The organism is Aeromonas sp. S12(2024) (genome assembly GCF_041402305.1).
GTDB lineage: Bacteria > Pseudomonadota > Gammaproteobacteria > Enterobacterales > Aeromonadaceae > Aeromonas > Aeromonas veronii.
The window spans coordinates 67,671-85,226 of the sequence record NZ_JBGLRB010000010.1 but is presented as its reverse complement, the minus strand read 5'-3'; the positions used below and the strand labels follow the sequence as shown (position 1 = coordinate 85,226).

Genomic DNA, 17,556 nt, shown 5'->3' with positions numbered 1-17,556 from the left:
GATCATATTTTCTTACATTTGCGGGCTGGCCTGAGCGCCCCCGGCTGGTTATAACGGAGCCCCTATAGCGAAGGGGGAGCAACAGACTCCCCCTCACTCTTTGTCACACAACACTGTTCAGGTTATCTATGTCAAAACATCTCGTTCTGCTGGGCACGCTGACGCTCTCCGGTTGCGCCCTGTTGTCTCCCCCCGCCCCTACCGTCACCCCTGTGCACCTTGCCGATCCCAGCCTGCGCGGCTTCTACATCGAGTGCAGCAGCATGAAAGCCTGCTTCCAGCAGGCCAACCAGACCTGCCCGCAAGGTTACAAGGAGACCGATCGTCGTCAGCAGACGCTCTACAGCACCCAGTATCTGGGAGGAAGCTATGATGACGAGAATAAGGTCTACAAGGCAGCCAAGCCCTATCGTATCGCCAACACAATCCACTCTCTGACCATCCAGTGTCCCGTCACTACAGGCTGAGCCAACCGAAGGGGTACTCTCTCCCGTCACTGCGAAAAAGAAAACGGTCAACCGAGGTTGACCGTTTTTCACTGCGCTGCGCCCTTAGAACAGCAGGTGTGCCACCCCGGCAATAACCGGCAAGGTAACCAGAGTGCGCAGCAGGAAGATAACGAACAACTCCCACAGCTTGACCGGGATCTTGCTGCCCAGCAGCAGGGCGCCCACTTCCGACATATAGATCAGCTGGGTCACCGACATGGCGGCAATCACGAAGCGGGTCATGTCGCTCTCGATGGTCGAGGCCAGCACCGCCGGAATGAACATGTCGGCAAAACCGACCATGATGGTCTTGGACGCCGCTTCCGCCTCAGGCAGTTGCAGCAGCTCCAGCAAGGGGACAAACGGAGCGCCAAGCCAGTTGAAGATAGGGGTATGTTCGGCCAGCATCAGGGCGCAGGTACCGATCGCCATCACCACCGGCAGCACGCCAAACACCATATCCAGTGCATTCTTCACCCCTTCCCGCGCGACGGCGCCGAGATCAGTCATGCTGTCAGCCTTGGTCAGCGCACGCTCGAAACCATAGCTCATCACGCTGTGCTGGTGCGGCACTGCTTCCTGCTTGCGGCACAGGGGAGTGCCATCGGCATAGATGTCCTTCTTCCAGCAAAGTGGCGGCAAACGCGGCACCACGATAGCGGCGACCACCCCCGCCAGACAGACGGTCAGGTAGAAGGGGACGAACATGTGCTCCAGCTTCACCTGGGAGATCACCACCAGACAGAAGGTGATGGAGACCGCAGAGAAGGTGGTGCCAATCACCGCTGCTTCACGCTGGGTATAGAACTTCCCTTCGTACTGCTTGCTGGTCAGCAGGATACCGACGCTACCATCGCCGAGCCAGGAGGCAAAGCAGTCCACTGCGGAGCGACCCGGCAACCGGAACACCGGACGCATGATGCGGGTCATCATGGTGCCGACAAATTCCAGCAGCCCGAAATCAAGCAGCAACGGCAGCAACAGGCCGGCAAAAATGAAGACCGAAAACAGCACCGGCAGCAGATCGTTGAGCACCAGTCCACCGGTTGCGCCGGAGTAAAGCACCTCTGGCCCCACCTGGAAGAAGGTCAGCAGCACGAAGATACCGCCCAATACCCGCACGCAGGCCCAGAAAGGGGAGACATTGAACAAACTGTTGAGGAAAGGACGACGCACCAGAATCGCCGGCTTGAAAAACCAGGCAATCACCGTCATCAGCATGGTGGTGGTGATCACCGCACTGACCATGGCGACCAGATAATCGGCAAAAACACGCTGCACCAGCTTGGCCAGCACGGCCACCGGGATGGTGACGTTACCATCATAGACGACCGGCGTCATGAACAGCAGGATCCCGATGAGTGACGGAACCAGAAACATCAACAAGTTACGGCGAGTATTGACCGCAGGTGCTTCGAGACTCTTTTCCAACATGATATGACTGCCCTAATGTTACTTTTCCCTAGTCCGGCCAACCTGCGTATTCATGCATTAACCGGCAAAGCGGGCGCAAGAATACTCTAAAAAAATGCACAAACAAGCCCTTAAGGCAGAAATCTGCGCATAAATATTTCCACAGGTAAACCTTCCATTAAAACAATAAGATACAGCGGCGCATATCGATTCAATCGACATCGCCAGATGATTGTTTCGTTATTGTTAATTTTGGTGGGCAGTATAATCGGTTATCAGTAGCAGGCAATAAGTGACATCACAAATATACCTAATGAGTTGCTGCTCGATAGACATAAAAAAACCGGAGCCTGTTCAGGCTCCGGTTTTCAATGAGAGTGACGGGGATCAGTCACGGACGTAGATGACTTCAACGCCATCATCTTCGTCGTCATCCCAATCGTCATCATCAAGCCCTTCATCGAAGGCAAGAGAGGCAGCCAGTGCTTCCGCTTCAGCCTTGGCCAGCTGGTTCTTGTGGTAGTCGTCCCACTTGAACTCCACCTTCTCGATGGCGTCTTTGGCATCTTCCGCCAGCTGACGGGGCATGGTATCCAGCAGATCCAGAATGTCGTAGCAGACCTTCTTGGTGCCTTCCTTGCTGATGGCAGTGATGGCATAGACCGGACCTTCGTGGTTCAGGGCCGCCTTGACGCGATCCATCACCTCCTGGGCTTCCTCTTCCAGGATCAGATCCATCTTGTTGAACACCAACCAGCGCGGCTTGCCAGCCAGTTCCGGGCTGTACTTCTCCAGCTCCTTGACGATGGTCACGGCATTTTCAGCAGGATCGGAGCCATCAACCGGGCAGATATCCACCAGGTGGATCAGTACGCGGCAACGCTCGAGGTGTTTCAGGAAGCGGATACCCAGTCCTGCGCCTTCGGCAGCACCTTCGATCAGACCCGGGATATCGGCGATCACGAAGGAGCGGGAGTTTTCACCACGCACCACACCCAGGTTCGGTACCAGGGTAGTGAAGGGGTAATCAGCCACTTTCGGGCGAGCCGCAGAAACGGCGCGAATAAAGGTTGATTTGCCTGCGTTGGGCAGACCCAGCATGCCGACATCGGCCAGCAGCAGCAACTCCAGCTTCAGGGTACGCACTTCACCCGGAGTGCCGTTACTCTTCTGGCGGGGAGCACGGTTGACGGAGCTCTTGAAGCGGGTGTTGCCCAGACCATGGAAACCACCTTTGGCAACCAGCAGCTTCTGCTCGTGGTGGGTCAGATCCCCCAGCAATTCGCCGGTATCTTCATCGGTCGCACGGGTACCGACCGGCACGCGCAGGATCTTGTCCTTGCCGCGGCGACCGGTACAGTTGGCGCTCTGGCCATTCTCACCGCGCTCGGCAGCATGGAAACGCTCGAAACGGTAGTCGATCAGGGTATTGAGGTTCTCGTCGGCGATCAGATATACGTCGCCACCGTCACCGCCGTCACCGCCATCCGGACCACCGTTGGGAATATATTTTTCACGGCGAAAGCTTACACAACCGTTACCACCGTCACCGGCATCGACTCGAATCTGGACTTCATCAACAAACTTCATAGGTAACCGTCACCTTAATTCGAAAAACCGATACGCAATTATAGTGGTACAGACCCCTGCGGGCGATACGCATCTTGCCAATCATGCCCGTCAGAGCCAAAGTCAGCTGCGTTCCGTTTTTTCGTCAACGACATCAGAAAGACGTCAGAAAAACAAAAGCCCCGCCTGTTGGCGGGGCTTCGGATCCTTGCGGTCCGTAATTACTCAGCAACGATGCTAACGTACTTACGATTCAGCGGACCTTTAACTTCGAACAGGATTTTACCAGTCGCGGTAGCGAACAGGGTGTGATCCTTGCCCAGACCAACGTTGGTGCCAGCATGGAACTTGGTACCACGTTGACGAACGATGATGCTGCCAGCCAGAACTGTTTCGCCGCCGAAACGCTTCACGCCCAGGCGTTTAGCTTCAGAATCGCGACCGTTGCGGGATGAACCGCCAGCTTTTTTGTGTGCCATTTATCGGACTCCTCTAATTAAGAGCTGATGCCAGTGATTTTGACTTCAGTGAACCACTGACGGTGGCCCGCTTGCTTACGATGGTGCTTACGACGACGGAACTTGACGATAGTCACTTTCTCGCCACGGCCGTGAGCCACAACTTCAGCTACAACCTTGCCACCTTCAACGAAAGGAGCACCTACTTTAAAAGTGTCGCCTGCAGCAACCATCAGAACTTCGTTGAAGTCGATGGTAGCGCCAGTCTCAACGTTCAGCTTTTCCAGACGAACGATTTGACCTTCGGCCACACGGTGTTGTTTTCCGCCGCTTTGGAATACCGCGTACATTTGATTAACTCCGTAAAGGCATGTCTTTTGCTCAAGGCTAGACATGCGCAAAAACCTATAACAATGGGCGGGCATTCTACGCAAATCGATCTGCTCAGGCAAGGCCAATTTAGCAAAAAGTTTATTTTGTGCGCATATCTGCCGCCGTGGATAAACGCCTAACTGTAACCCATTGTGAAATCGTGTAGAATCCCTGCCATTACTAAAATCGCAGTTATTGCTGCTGTCACGTTACGAGACTTATGGACCAACAGACTATCCGTGCGCTCTGTGCCGCCGACATGACGGCGGTCAATGAACTGATCCTGGCCCGACTCCAGTCCGACGTTAGTCTGATTAATCAGCTGGGTTTCTACATTGTCAGCGCCGGCGGGAAACGGATGCGCCCCATGCTGACCGTGATGGCTGCGCGTGCGCTGGGCTATGAAGGTGAGGATCACCTGAAACTGGCCGCCATCATCGAATTCATTCACACCTCTACCCTGCTGCATGACGACGTGGTCGACGAATCCGACCTGCGCCGCGGCCGGGAGACCGCCAACGCCCTGTTTGGCAATGCTGCCAGCGTGCTGGTCGGTGACTACCTCTACAGCCGCTCCTTCCAGATGATGTCCGAACTCTCCAACCTGCGGGTGATGGAGATCCTTTCGGATGCCACCAACACCATCGCCGAAGGGGAAGTGTTGCAGCTGATGAATTGCAACGATCCGGACACCACCGAAGAGAGCTACATGACGGTCATCTACTGCAAAACCGCCAAGCTGTTCGAGGCCGCTACCCGACTCGCCGCCGTGCTGACCCATCAGCCGGAGCCCGTCGAACAGGCCATGACCGATTACGGCAAGTATCTGGGCACCGCGTTCCAAATCATCGATGACGTGATGGACTACTGCTCCCAGAGCGAAGAGATGGGCAAGAACGTCGGAGACGATCTGGCCGAAGGCAAACCGACCCTGCCGCTGCTGCGCGCCATGGAAGTGGGCACGCCGGAAGAGCGCCAGCTGGTGCGCGATGCCATCGAGCACCGCAACGGCATGGAGCATCTTGAGCAGATCCTCGGCATTCTCGACCGCACTGGCGCGCTGGAGTACTCCCGCATGCGTGCCAGGGAAGAGGCCGACAAGGCCATTGCCGCCCTCGCCATCCTGCCGGACTCCCCGCACAAACAGGCGCTGGAAACACTGGCCCACATGGCCGTGCAGCGCAGTGCCTGAGTAAACGACATGGATGAAAAAAGAGGCCTTCGGCCTCTTTTTTATTGTCTGCTATCTGCTGGACAGTGCATTGCACCCGACTCAGCGACTCAGCATCCAGAGGATCACGCTACCCGCAACCACTAACGAGCCGCCGATACGGCGCAACTGCTCCGGTGGCTGATCGCTCAGCAGCCGCAACATCTGCTGCCATGCCCTGGGCATCAACAACGGGCCTAGCCCCTCGAACAACAGCAGCAATCCCAACCCCATCAGCATGGATGTCAGCATCCGACCTCCTTCAATGCAACCAGCCACCCGGGTCGACGGCTGGCATTGGCACCAAAAACAAAAGGGTCTGACAATGCAGACCCTTTGAATGTGACCTCGTGGCGATTACTGCTTGGTGCCGTGAGGAGACTTGAGGTAACGGAAGAACTCGCTGTCCGGCTTCAACACCATCAGGTCGTTGCCACCGGCAAAGCTCTTGCGATAGGCCTCCATGCTACGCACGAAGCTGAAAAACTCGGGGTCTTTCTTGTAGCTGTCGGCATAGATCTTGGCGGCTTCCGCATCCCCTTCACCACGCAGTTGGCGAGCGTTACTCTCGGCGTCGGCGATCATGACGGTCACCTTGCGGTCGATATCGGCACGCAGGATTTCAGCCTTCTCGCGACCCTGAGAGCGGTGCTCACGGGCAACTGCGGTACGCTCGGCGCGCATCCGCTGGTAGATGGAGTTGGAGACTTCCACCGGCAGGTTGATCTGCTTGATCCGCACATCCACCACCTTGATACCGAGCTCGGAGGAGCGCGCCATCTTCTTCAGGGCATCTTCCATCACGGTACTACGCTCACCGGAGACGATGTCCTTGATGGTGCGGTTACCGATCTCGGAACGCAGACCGTTGTTGATCTTGCGCTTGAGCAGATCTTCAGCCTGCAGCTTGTTACCACCACCAGTTGCCAGGTAGTACTTGGAGAAGTCCTCGATCTTCCACTTCACGTAGGAGTCGATGATCAGGTCTTTCTTCTCGGAGGTGACAAAACGGTCGGCCTGGCTGTCAATGGTCTGGATGCGGGCATCCATCTTGCGAACCTGGTCGATGAGCGGCACCTTGAAGTGCAGGCCCGGCTCATAGAGGCGGGGTTCACCGGAGTCAACCCGCTTCACCTTGCCAAACTGCACCACAATCCCCTTCTGACCTTCATCAACGATAAAGACAGAGGAGAAGCAGACCATGGCCGCGACAGCGATTGCACCAATAGCTAGCTTTTTCATCTATCAGTTTCTCCCTGAGCTGAAGCGGTCACCGCTACGCAGCGGCGTTGTCGGGGTAGAGTTGGCACCCTCGTTGGAAACGGGGACCTGCTCTGTGACCGGGGCGACAGTGGCACGATCAGACTGGGCAGCCTTCGGCTTGCCAGACAGCTTGTCGAGCGGCAGGTAGATCATGCTGTTGTTGCCAGCCGGCATGTCGACCACCACCTTGTTGGCCTGCTGATAGAGCTCTTCCATGGTTTCCAGATAGATACGCTCACGGGTCAGCTCGGGGGCAGCCTGATACTGGGGCAGCAGCTCGTTGAAGCGAGCAACTTCACCCTGGGCTTTCAACACGATCTGGGATTTGTAAGCTTCCGCTTCCTGTTCCAGACGCTTCACCTGGCCACGGGCCTTGGGCTCCACTTCACGAGCATAGGCTTCTGCTTCACGAATGAAGCGCTGTTCATCCTCCTGAGCGGAGATGGCGTCATCAAACGCATCTTTCACCTCTTCCGGCGGACGCGCCGGCAGGAAGTTGACATCGACGATCTGCAGACCCATCTGGTAGGGCTCGATGATGCCATCGATCACCTGCCAGGTCTCCTGACGCACCTTCTCACGACCGGTGGTCAGCACGTCATCCATCCGAGTATGACCCACCACGTAGCGCAGGGCGCTATCGGTGGCCTGACCCAGACTCTCGTCGGCATTGGTCACGCTGAACAGATACTGCTCGGGATTGACCACACGGTACTGCACGTCCATCTCGACCCGTACCACGTTCTCATCCTGAGTCAGCATGAAACCGGAGGCAGGCAGGGAGCGCACGGACTCGACGTCCACCGGGATCACCTGATCGATAAAGGTCGGCTTCCAGCGCAGGCCCGGCTCGACAATATGGGAAAACTTGCCAAACCGCAGCACGGCACCACGCTCCGCTTCGCGAATGGTGTAGAAGCCGCTGACGACCCACACCACCACAGCCACAACCAGCGCGATGGAGATACCAAAGCGACCTACATCGCCGCCAGATTTGCCGCCACCAAACAAGCCACCGAAACGGCGACTCACTTTGCGCAGCATTTCATCCAGATCAGGGGGTCCCTGATTCTTGCCGTTATTCCCCCAAGGGTCACGGTCTTTGCCGTTGTTACCAGGCTCATTCCAAGCCATCAGCGTCTCCATTAATACATGCGGATGGATATCATCTCTATCGGGCCGTCATACGTCGCGAAGCCCCTAAGGGTTCATCTTCATCAACGAATCAATGCCTGATAAAGCGTTGTAAACTCTCACCTTCCTGTTTCACAAGGCGGTTCCAGTCGGCCACTTGCAAGCGGACTTCCAGCACGAAATCACCCTCCTCGCTAAAACCTTCCTGCTCAATCCCTTTCAGCTGATAGAGCGCACTGCGCAATCTCGCGGCAGAAGGAGGCAACTGCAGGGTATGATGCACCATGGAGCCAGCCAGCAATTCGGTCAGCGCCGTAAACAGATGCTCACAACCTTCACCAGTCTGGGCCGACAACCAGACGCGCAACGGGCGCCCCTCGTCATCTCGCTCCAGACCTGCCGGACGATCCGCCAGCTTGTCGATCTTGTTGCAGATCATCAGCTGGGGCCTTTCATCGGCTTCGATCTCGGCCAATACCTGCTGCACGGAGTCGATATTCTCCTGCATCTGCTCATCGGCACAGTCCACCACATGCAGCAGCAGATCCGCTTCACGGGTCTCCTGCAGGGTCGCCTTGAAGGCCGCGACCAGATCATGGGGCAAGTGTCGAATAAATCCAACTGTATCCGCCAAAATCACATCACCCACATCCCGGATCACCAGTTTACGCAGGGTGGGATCCAGAGTTGCGAACAATTGGTCGGCAGCATACACGCTGGCAGCTGTAAGTTGGTTGAACAAAGTGGACTTTCCGGCGTTGGTATAACCAACCAGTGACACCGTCGGCACTTCGTTGCGGTTGCGGGCGCGGCGTCCCTGCTCCCGCTGCTTGGCCACCTTGTCGAGCCGACGCAAAATCGCCTTGATGCGTTCCCGCAGCAGACGTCGGTCAGTTTCAAGCTGGGTTTCACCCGGGCCACGCAGACCGATCCCGCCCTTTTGACGTTCAAGGTGGGTCCAGCCTCGCACCAGACGAGTGGAAAGATGGCGCAACTGGGCCAGTTCGACCTGCAGTTTACCTTCGTGGGTACGGGCGCGCTGGGCAAAGATATCGAGGATCAGGCCGGTTCGGTCCACCACCCGGCACTGGAACAGACGCTCCAGGTTGCGCTCCTGGGCAGGGGTCAGGGCATGGTTGAATATGACGACGTCGGCATCCAGCATCTGGACTTGGGACGCGATCTCTTCAGCCTTGCCACTGCCGACAAAAAATTTGGCACTGGGCGCACTGCGACTGGTGGTAATTACCCCCAGCGCATTGACTCCGGCCGAGCTCACCAACATCTTGAGCTCTTCCAGATCCTCCCGCTCACCCTCATCACTGAAGTTGACATGCACCAGAACGGCCTGTTCGCCAGCTTCATAACGGTCAAACAAGCGCTTGCTCCTTAACAGGAATCATGATGAATCTGAGTTGGCGAGTTGACTCGCCCAGGGATATCACGCCTCGGCATCACCCTGTTCATCAGCCGCGCCACCCGGAGTGGGCTGGTGATGATTGACGGCACGGGCCGGTACGACAGTCGAGATGGCGTGCTTGTAAACCATCTGGCTCACGGTGTTTTTCAGCAGGATAACAAACTGGTCAAAAGACTCGATCTGACCTTGCAGTTTGATGCCGTTCACCAAATAGATAGAAACAGGAATCCGCTCACGGCGCAGCGCATTCAAAAACGGGTCTTGGAGAGATTGCCCCTTAGCCATTTTTCTTTTCCTTATAGTTTGTTGTTTTTAAACACCGAATATCAATATAACAACCTGATTATACAGGGAGTGTCAAGCCGCACCAGCGCGAGCAAGCACGCGGTCGAGATTGCCAGACTCACCAGATTCCAACCAGGTCACATCGGGCCAGCCGCGCAACCAGGTCATCTGTCGTTTTGCCAATTGGCGTGTGGCAACAATGCCACGATAACGCATCTCATCATACCCCACTTCACCGCACAGGTAGTCCCACATTTGGCGATAACCCACACAGCGAATGGAGGGAAGATCCGGGTGCAGATCGCCGCGCGCCATCAGCGCACGAACCTCCAGTTCAAAGCCGCCTTGCAGCATCTTGTCAAAGCGCAGTTCGATCCGCTGATGCAGCACGGCGCGATCGCTCGGGGCGATGGCAAACTGCTGCACCCGATAGGGCAAGCCCTCCCCCTGCACCTGCGTCAGCTCGGTAAGGGTCTTGCCGCTGATGCGGTAGACCTCCAGCGCCCGGGAGAGTCGTTGCGGGTCATTGGGGTGGATCCGCGCCCCGGCCACCGGGTCGATGCGCACCAGCTCGTCATGTAGAGCCTGCCAACCGAGGCGGGCAGCCTCTTCCTCAATCCCGGCACGAATGGCGGGATCGGCAGAGGGCAGCGGGGACAATCCCTCCAGCAGCGCCTTGAAATAGAGCATGGTGCCGCCCACCAGCAACGGAATGCGGCCACGGTCGGCGATCTCTTTCATCTCCCGCAGGGCATCCTTGCAAAAATCGGCTGCCGAATAGCTCACTGCGGGATCAAGAATGTCGATCAGCCGGTGCGGGGCACGTGCCAGTTCATCGGCGGTCGGCTTGGCCGTACCTATATCCATGCCGCGATAGATCAGCGCCGAATCGACGCTGATGATGTCGCAGGGCAGCGCCTGGCACAGTTCAATGGCGAGATCCGTCTTGCCGGAGGCCGTCGGCCCCATCAGAAAAATTGCGGTCGGCAAGTCACTCGCCATGTTCAAACTCCTCCAGCACGGTCGCTAGCGAAAGCGGGCGTACCATCTTCGTGTCACCAAGCTGGTCACTGAAATCGGTCACAAGTTCCGTCAGCAGACGACTGGCAGTTGAAAAATCGTATATCTTCTCGCGGCTTATCCCCTGCTCCACCAGCCATTGGCATAATACTTCAGCCTGCTGACCAGCATCACTGTCAGATCCGCCCTCGATAATTTGCAGCAATTCGGGTAACAGACGAACCAGATCGGTCTGGCGCAGCAGAGCCGGCACCCGAGTCAGGATCATGGTGTCGCGCCCCCCGCTTTTCAACTCCAGCCCCATCCGTTTCAGCAAACGTTCCTGCTCGGTCACAAGCGCAATCAAATTCTTCGGCAGCTTGAAGGAGACCGGCAGCAACAGCGGCTGGGCCGCCAGTCCCTGACCCCAGGTCTCCAGCAGCCAGTGGCGCAGCAGCACCCGCTCGGCGCGTACCAGCGAGAGCAGGGCCAGCTGATTATCCCGCTCGATCAACAGGTAGGCCTGCTCCACCAGTGTCAGGGCGCGACATCCCCCTTCTCTGGGTGACGGCACTGGATCAGTGGGCTGCGCAGGAGCAGCCTCAGTTGCGATAGGCAGCGTAGTGAGCAGAGCGCCCATGCCGCGCATCGCCTCCCGGCTTGGGAGCTCGGGTGGTTGATAGTTGCTGACCCGGCCTGCACCACCACCGTTCCCTTCCCGCACCTGTGCAGGTGCCCGGTAGCTGTGCTCGGCACCGTACCACTCCGGGCGTGGCGCCTGACCGGGATATTCGATCTGCGGACTGACCGGCAACTCGACCAGGGTTTCGGCCAGCGGCGCGTCCTGATGAGCGGCGCTGACTCCTTCGCGGCGCAGAGCGGTAAACAGCGCCTGAAAGATAAAGTCGTGGATCAGTCGCGCCTGATGGAAGCGCACCTCATGCTTGGCCGGGTGGACGTTGACATCCACCTGACGGGGATCCAGCTCGATATAGAGCACATAGGCGGCAAAGCGGTCGGGAGGCAGCAACTCGTCATAGGCCTGACGAATAGCGTGGTTGATGAGCTTGTCGCGCATCATCCTGCCGTTTACGTAGGTGTATTGCAGATCGTTTTGCGGTCTTGCCCCCTCCGGAGTCGCCAACCAGCCCCACAGCCGCACATCGCTGTGCTCGCTCTCCACCGCCAGCGCATGGTGCATGAAGGGGGTGCCGCAAACGGCGGCGAGGCGACGCTCCTGCTCCGGCACGGTATTGGCGGCCTTGTACTGGCGCACCACCTTGCCATTGTGGCGCAGGATCAGGGTGGCATCGAAGCGGGAGAGCGCGATGCGGCGCACCAGCTCGTCGATGTGGGCAAACTCGGTCTTTTCGCTGCGCATGAACTTGCGCCGCGCGGGGGTATTGAAGAAGAGATCCACCACCTCCACCGTGGTGCCCACCGGATGGGCCGCCGGCTTGATGGTGACGCTCATCTCGCGCCCTTCCGCCTGGGCTTGCCAGGCTTCGGACTGCTCGGCGGTACGGGAGGTGAAGGTGAGACGGGAGACCGAGCTGATGGAGGCGAGCGCCTCGCCACGAAAACCGAGGCTGTTGATCCCTTCCAGATCATCCAGCGTGGCCACCTTGGAGGTCGCATGACGCGACAGCGCCAGCACCAGCTCATCTTTGGCGACGCCACAGCCGTTGTCACGGATGCGGATCAGCTTGGCGCCCCCCTTATCGATGTCGATCTCGACCCGGTCGGCCCCCGCATCCAGGCTGTTTTCCACCAGCTCTTTCACCACAGAAGAGGGCCGCTCCACCACCTCTCCGGCTGCAATCTGGTTGGCCAGAATGGGTGGCAAAATACGGATCGGCATCATTTACTCCTGAATTTCAATCTTGCTGATGGTATTCGCTAACAGCGGGAGCGGCATCACCCGCTCCCGCGCGTCAGTTTTGCGGAATGTAGAGCACCTGCCCTACCTGAATATTCCGCGACTTGAGCTTGTTGATCTCTACCAGCCGAGCCTGACTCACCCCATGTTTCTCGGCAAGGCGGGAGAGACTCTCGCCCCGCTTGACCACATGGCGGATCATCTGCGACTTGTCGTCACTGCGAACGGGGGCAGCAGCGCGGCTCTGCCCCTGCTGGGGAATATAGATTGTTTGACCAATCTGAATATCCCGGCTGCGCAGCTGGTTGATCTCCACCAGAGTGGACTGACTCACTCCATGCTTCTCGGCAAGGCGGGAGAGGCTCTCACCCCGTTTGACCACATGGCGGAGCATCCGCGATTTGTCATAGTCCCCCACACTGCTGACCGGCGCACCGCTCTCTTGCGCTGCCGCCGAGTAAGGCTTGATTACTCCGGCACCAGAGCCGCTCGCCGTGCCGCTGTCGCGGGCAGTAGCGGGCATCTTGTTTGTCACTACCGGCTGCGACTGTGCCTGCCTGGGCTGGCTCACCGGCTGCCGGGCTACCGGTGCAGGGCGAGTGGTCGCAGCAGGTTGGCTCACCTGCCCCTTGCCGGTCAGCATGGCCCCCTTGGTCGGGTGGGCGCGGTAGTAGTTGCGGATCCCCTCGAAGATGGCGCGGGCGAGCTGGTCCTGATAGCTGGCGGTGGCCAGCAGCTTCTCTTCCGCATGGTTGGAGATAAAACCGGTCTCCACCAGCACCGAGGGAATATCCGGCGCCTTCAGCACAGCCAGACTGGCGTGCTCCGGCGCCTTCTTGTGCAGTCGGGCAACCTTGCCCATGGAGCGCAGGATCTGGCGGCTGACGTCATACCCTTCGGCACGGGACTTGTCCATTGAGAGGTCGAGGAAGGTCTGTGCCAGATAGGGGTTGGGATCGGATTCCGCCAACACCTTGCCGACACCGCCCAGCAGCTCGCCCTGCTTCTCCTGCTTCTCCAGCCAGCTGCCCATCTCGCGGTTGGCACGGTTGGTCGAGAGGACCCAGACCGAGGCGCCGCGCGGGGTCGAGTTATGAAAACTGTCTGCATGGATAGAGACCAGCAGATCCGCCTTGGCCTTGCGGGCAATCTCGGAGCGCTTGTTGAGATCGACGAAGTAGTCGCCACGACGGGTCATCACGGCACGCATCCCCGGCTCGCGGTCGATCAGTGCCGCCAGCTTCTGGGAGACCGCCAGCGTGACCCGCTTCTCGTAGGTACGGCGCGGGCCGATGGAGCCTGGGTCTTCCCCGCCGTGGCCCGGGTCGATGGCAATCACCACCCCTTTGCCCTTGCCACCGACAGGCGTAGATTGCACCGCTGCCGCCGAGCGCTTCTCTTCATAAGGCAGGTCGATGACCAGACGGTGGCCATAGGGTCCGGCAGGCGCCAGCGGAAAGACCACCGGTTTGATGGCGGAGCTGAGATCCATCACCAGCCGCAGACCGCCCTTCTCCAGCGGAGTGCTCTGGCGGATCTTGCGCACCAGTTCGCTGTTGTTCTCGATCCGGGCCAGATTGGCGGCGTTGCTCGCCCCTTTCAGATCGATCACCAGCCGATCCGGGCCGGTGAGGGTGAAGTAGTTGTAATTGGGGGCGCTGCTCATATCGAGCACCACCCGGGTGTTATCCGGTGATGGCCAGATTCGTACGCTCTTGAGCTGATTCGCCCAAGAGGGTAACGCCATCAAAGAGAGAGCAATAACAAGGATCAAGCGCACGTAGATGACAACCGTTCCAGAATGGCTTCGCCAATAGCAGAGCGAGCCTCTATCAGAACCTCGCGCTGCTCGCCTACATAAGTGAGGGTAATTTCCAGGTCGGGAGCCGGTAACCAGCCCTCGCCCTTCTCGGACCACTCCACCAGACAGAGAGTGTTGGCGGCAAAATAGTCCCGAATGCCCATGAATTCCAGCTCTTCCGGATCTGCCAGGCGATAGAGATCAAAATGGTAGACCTGCCAGCCATCGAGCTCATAGGGTTCGACCAGGGTGTAAGTCGGGCTTTTTACCTTGCCCTGATGGCCAAGGCCCTGCACCCAGCCGCGGGTCAGGGTGGTTTTACCGGCGCCAAGCGTGCCATGCAAAAACACTGTGGTCGCCTGCTGGCAAGCCTGTGCCAGACGGCCACCCAGTGCCACGGTTGCCGCCTCGTCCGGCAGTGTCATCATCAACTGTTTTGCCATGTTCTTCTTTTTAACTTGTAATGGTGTCGGGATTAACCAGTTTGCGGATCAGCGGCAGCAGATCTGACGCCAGCATGCCCCGCTCGCCGTCAGCGGCGGCCTGATCTGCAGCCTCGCCGTGGATCACGGCGCCCAGCCAGCTTGCCATGGTGGCAGACCAGCCCTGGGCCAAAAGGGCGGCGATTATACCAGATAACAGATCGCCCATGCCGCCACTTGCCATGCCGGGATTGCCTTCACAACAGAGAGCGACCCGCTCGCCGTCATAAATAAGTGTTCCCGCCCCTTTTAACAACACCACACCGCCATAACGCCGCTGCAGCGCCTGCACGGCGGCAAACCGGTCGGTTTCAATCTCGGCAATGGTGCATCCCAGCAGGCGCGCCGCTTCGCCGGGATGGGGCGTGAGCACCCAATTATCCTGATGGCGGGGAGATTGCGCCAGCCAATTCAATCCATCGGCGTCCAAAACCAGTGGCAGCCGTTCGGTGAGATAACGGACGATTTGCGCGCTTCCCCACTCATCCTGACCGAGGCCGGGACCGATGACCCGCACCGACGCCCACCCCTCGTCACCAGCGCTGGTGAGGCTCATCAGTTCGGGTTGGTAGAGGCTGACCGGCGGATGATCCGGATGCTGACACACCCTCACCAGCCCGGCCCCCGCCCGCAGGCAGGCGCGGGCAGCCAGCACGATGGCCCCCTGCATGCCGCGATTGCCCCCCACCAGCAGCACCTTGCCATAAGAGCCCTTGTGGGAAGCGCGCGGGCGCGGGGTCAGCTGCGTGCTCAGCTGCGGATAATCGATACGCCAGGCAGCGGGCAGCATAGTGTCATCAGGCGTCACGCCAAGGGGATCACAATCGAGCTGGCCGACGCAATCCACCCCGTCGCCGGTGAGCATCCCCTGCTTGATACCGATAAAGGTGAGGGTGCGAGTGGCCTGCACCACGGCCCCCATGGCACGGCCGGTATCGCCGTTGAGGCCGGAGGGGAGATCCACCGCCAGCACGGGCACAGCCAAGCCATTGATTGTTGCGACGATCTTTGTCAGTAGTGGCGAGAGGGACGTGTTGACGCCGGTGCCAAGCAGGGCATCGACCACCAGCTCCGGGGCGGAGTGCTGGTCCCCATCAAACTGCTCGGCCAGCCAGACCCGGCCACCGGCCGCCAGCCACTCATCGGCGGCCCGTCTGGCATCCCCCTTCAGCTGGTCGGGTGCTCTGGCGGCAATCACCACCACCTCGATGCCAATCTGGCGGGCAAGGCGGGCCAGCACATAGCCATCACCGCCGTTATTACCGGGGCCGACGAAAATCCACCAGCAGCGACTGTCGGGCCAATGCAGGGTGGCATAGGTGCGCAGCGCGGCACCGGCTCGCTCCATCAGGGCATAGAGAGGTTGCCCCTCACGCGCGGCCCAGTTGCGCTCCAGTGCGCGGATCTGTTCAGTCTGCCACAGCCCCTGTGGTAAACTGCCCCCCTCTTTTGTGCCCAACGCGCCCCTGATGATCTCTACCATGACGGCTCCTGCCTCTTATCAATCGACCCACGCCAGCAAACGCCGGCCAGGCCAAGCCGCATGAGCGCACCTGACTTCCACCAGCTGGCCCACGATATCAAGCTCTGGGCACGGGAGCTAGGATTTGACCAGGCGGGCATCACCGACACCGATCTGCGTATCGAAGAGCCGAGATTGCAGGCCTGGCTGGATGCGGGCTATCACGGCAGCATGGATTACATGGCGCGCCACGGCATGATGCGCGCGCGCGCCCACGAGCTGCTGCCGGGCACGGTGCGGGTGTTGTCGGTGCGGATGAACTACCTGCCGTTCGAGGCGGGTTTTGCCGCCACCCTGCGCGATCCGACCCTCGGCTATATCAGCCGCTATGCCCTCGGCCGCGACTATCACAAGGTGCTGCGCAACCGGCTCAAACAGCTGGGTGATCGCATTGAAGCGCGCTGCGCCGAGCTGTTTCAAGGCACTGAAGAGACCTTGGGTGAGTGGCGCCCCTTCGTCGACTCCGCCCCCATCCTCGAGCGGCCACTGGCAGCAAAGGCTGGCCTCGGCTGGGTTGGCAAACACTCACTGCTGCTCAACGAATCGGCCGGATCCTTCTTCTTTCTCGGTGAGCTGTTGCTCAACCTGCCGCTGCCGCTCGACCAGCCAGTGGAGAAGGAGCAGTGCGGCAAGTGCGTCGCCTGCATCAACATCTGCCCGACCGGCGCCATTGTCGCACCCTATGTGGTGGATGGCCGCCGCTGCATCTCCTATCTCACCATCGAGAATGACGGCCCTATTCCGGAAGAGTTCAGGCCCCTGATGGGCAACCGCATCTACGGCTGCGACGACTGCCAGCTTATCTGCCCCTGGAATCGCTACGCCGATGCCAGCCCGGAACCCGATTTCAGCCCGCGCCCCAGTCTGCATCGCCCACCCCTGCTGGCGCTGTGGTGCTGGAGCGAGAGCGATTTCCTCAAACAGACCGAGGGGAGCCCGATCCGCCGCATCGGCTATCAACGCTGGCGCCGCAATCTGGCAGTCGCCCTTGGCAATGGCCCGGCGACCCCCGAGGTGATCGCGGCCCTGGAACTGGGGCTGACCACCGCCGAGCCCATGGTGGCCGAACATATCGAATGGGCGCTGGCCACCCTTGCCCGGCGTCAGGATGAAGAGAACAAGAAGACCCGTTTGCTGATCCGCTGCATCGAAAAAGGTCTGTCGGATCACGCATAAGTGATCTGCCCCTTGCCGGATTGCAGCACTTTTTTCATGCTCTGCCGACCTGCAGTGCCCATAACAGCGTGGTCACTGCAAACTG

The 17,556-nt window shown here is 59.1% G+C and carries 17 protein-coding genes; 3 read left to right on the top strand and 14 right to left on the bottom strand.

The genetic code is table 11. The features are described from left to right. The first annotated feature begins 128 nt into the window (after window positions 1-128). The gene (locus ACB035_RS11400; RefSeq protein WP_236340950.1) at window positions 129-467 is read left to right on the top strand and encodes a hypothetical protein; all 339 of its coding nucleotides are present in this window, start codon (window positions 129-131) and stop codon (window positions 465-467) included. An 84-nt stretch (window positions 468-551) separates the two neighbouring features. On the opposite strand, the gene ACB035_RS11395 is transcribed toward ACB035_RS11400, so the two are convergent. From ACB035_RS11395 to rplU, 4 genes are all read right to left on the bottom strand, one after another. Then, window positions 552-1,922: a YjiH family protein gene (locus tag ACB035_RS11395; RefSeq protein WP_101531092.1), complete on the bottom strand. Its 1,371-nt coding sequence runs from the start codon at window positions 1,920-1,922 to the stop codon at window positions 552-554. 366 nt (window positions 1,923-2,288) lie between these two features. Beyond that, a complete protein-coding gene (cgtA, locus tag ACB035_RS11390; protein WP_005339026.1) occupies window positions 2,289-3,491 on the bottom strand; it encodes an Obg family GTPase CgtA in 1,203 nt (400 codons plus the stop codon). 200 nt (window positions 3,492-3,691) lie between these two features. Next, window positions 3,692-3,949, bottom strand: a complete 258-nt coding sequence (rpmA, locus tag ACB035_RS11385; RefSeq protein WP_005339028.1) for a 50S ribosomal protein L27 — start codon at window positions 3,947-3,949, stop codon at window positions 3,692-3,694. A gap of 17 nt (window positions 3,950-3,966) precedes the next feature. Continuing rightward, window positions 3,967-4,278, bottom strand: a complete 312-nt coding sequence (gene rplU / locus ACB035_RS11380; RefSeq protein WP_371167319.1) for a 50S ribosomal protein L21 — start codon at window positions 4,276-4,278, stop codon at window positions 3,967-3,969. 242 nt (window positions 4,279-4,520) lie between these two features. On the opposite strand from rplU, the gene ispB reads away from it, so the two are divergent. Further along, the gene (gene ispB, locus ACB035_RS11375) at window positions 4,521-5,492 is read left to right on the top strand and encodes an octaprenyl diphosphate synthase (protein WP_371167318.1); all 972 of its coding nucleotides are present in this window, start codon (window positions 4,521-4,523) and stop codon (window positions 5,490-5,492) included. Window positions 5,493-5,573: 81 nt separating this feature from the next. Here the strand turns inward: ispB and ACB035_RS11370 are convergent, their stop codons facing one another. From ACB035_RS11370 to ACB035_RS11325, 10 genes are all read right to left on the bottom strand, one after another. Further along, a complete protein-coding gene (locus tag ACB035_RS11370; RefSeq protein ID WP_005339036.1) occupies window positions 5,574-5,762 on the bottom strand; it encodes a DUF2065 family protein in 189 nt (62 codons plus the stop codon). A gap of 105 nt (window positions 5,763-5,867) precedes the next feature. Continuing rightward, window positions 5,868-6,752 (bottom strand): protease modulator HflC, encoded by an 885-nt coding sequence (gene hflC, locus ACB035_RS11365; protein ID WP_005339038.1) that lies wholly within the window; start codon window positions 6,750-6,752, stop codon window positions 5,868-5,870. Window positions 6,753-6,755: 3 nt separating this feature from the next. Beyond that, window positions 6,756-7,907 (bottom strand): FtsH protease activity modulator HflK, encoded by a 1,152-nt coding sequence (gene hflK / locus ACB035_RS11360; protein ID WP_216949617.1) that lies wholly within the window; start codon window positions 7,905-7,907, stop codon window positions 6,756-6,758. A gap of 91 nt (window positions 7,908-7,998) precedes the next feature. Then, window positions 7,999-9,285 carry a ribosome rescue GTPase HflX gene (gene hflX / locus ACB035_RS11355; RefSeq protein ID WP_371167317.1) on the bottom strand — a complete coding sequence of 429 codons (1,287 nt, stop codon included), beginning with the start codon at window positions 9,283-9,285 and terminating at the stop codon, window positions 7,999-8,001. A 63-nt stretch (window positions 9,286-9,348) separates the two neighbouring features. Continuing rightward, window positions 9,349-9,612, bottom strand: coding sequence for an RNA chaperone Hfq (hfq, locus tag ACB035_RS11350; RefSeq protein WP_005339045.1), 264 nt, complete (start codon window positions 9,610-9,612; stop codon window positions 9,349-9,351). 72 nt (window positions 9,613-9,684) lie between these two features. Then, window positions 9,685-10,614, bottom strand: coding sequence for a tRNA (adenosine(37)-N6)-dimethylallyltransferase MiaA (miaA, locus tag ACB035_RS11345; RefSeq protein WP_371167316.1), 930 nt, complete (start codon window positions 10,612-10,614; stop codon window positions 9,685-9,687). After that, complete coding sequence (mutL, locus tag ACB035_RS11340; RefSeq protein ID WP_371167346.1) at window positions 10,604-12,472, bottom strand: DNA mismatch repair endonuclease MutL; 1,869 nt, start codon at window positions 12,470-12,472, stop codon at window positions 10,604-10,606. The genes miaA and mutL overlap by 11 nt, the downstream gene beginning before the upstream one ends. 73 nt (window positions 12,473-12,545) lie before the next feature. After that, window positions 12,546-14,237 (bottom strand): N-acetylmuramoyl-L-alanine amidase, encoded by a 1,692-nt coding sequence (locus tag ACB035_RS11335; protein ID WP_371167315.1) that lies wholly within the window; start codon window positions 14,235-14,237, stop codon window positions 12,546-12,548. A gap of 23 nt (window positions 14,238-14,260) precedes the next feature. Continuing rightward, window positions 14,261-14,734: a tRNA (adenosine(37)-N6)-threonylcarbamoyltransferase complex ATPase subunit type 1 TsaE gene (gene tsaE, locus ACB035_RS11330; protein ID WP_005358296.1), complete on the bottom strand. Its 474-nt coding sequence runs from the start codon at window positions 14,732-14,734 to the stop codon at window positions 14,261-14,263. A gap of 10 nt (window positions 14,735-14,744) precedes the next feature. Next, window positions 14,745-16,256: an NAD(P)H-hydrate dehydratase gene (locus tag ACB035_RS11325; RefSeq protein ID WP_371167314.1), complete on the bottom strand. Its 1,512-nt coding sequence runs from the start codon at window positions 16,254-16,256 to the stop codon at window positions 14,745-14,747. 60 nt (window positions 16,257-16,316) lie between these two features. Between ACB035_RS11325 and queG the strand changes: the two genes are divergently transcribed. Continuing rightward, on the top strand, window positions 16,317-17,471 hold the full coding sequence (gene queG / locus ACB035_RS11320; protein ID WP_371167313.1) for a tRNA epoxyqueuosine(34) reductase QueG: 1,155 nt from the start codon (window positions 16,317-16,319) through the stop codon (window positions 17,469-17,471). Window positions 17,472-17,556: the final 85 nt, after the last annotated feature.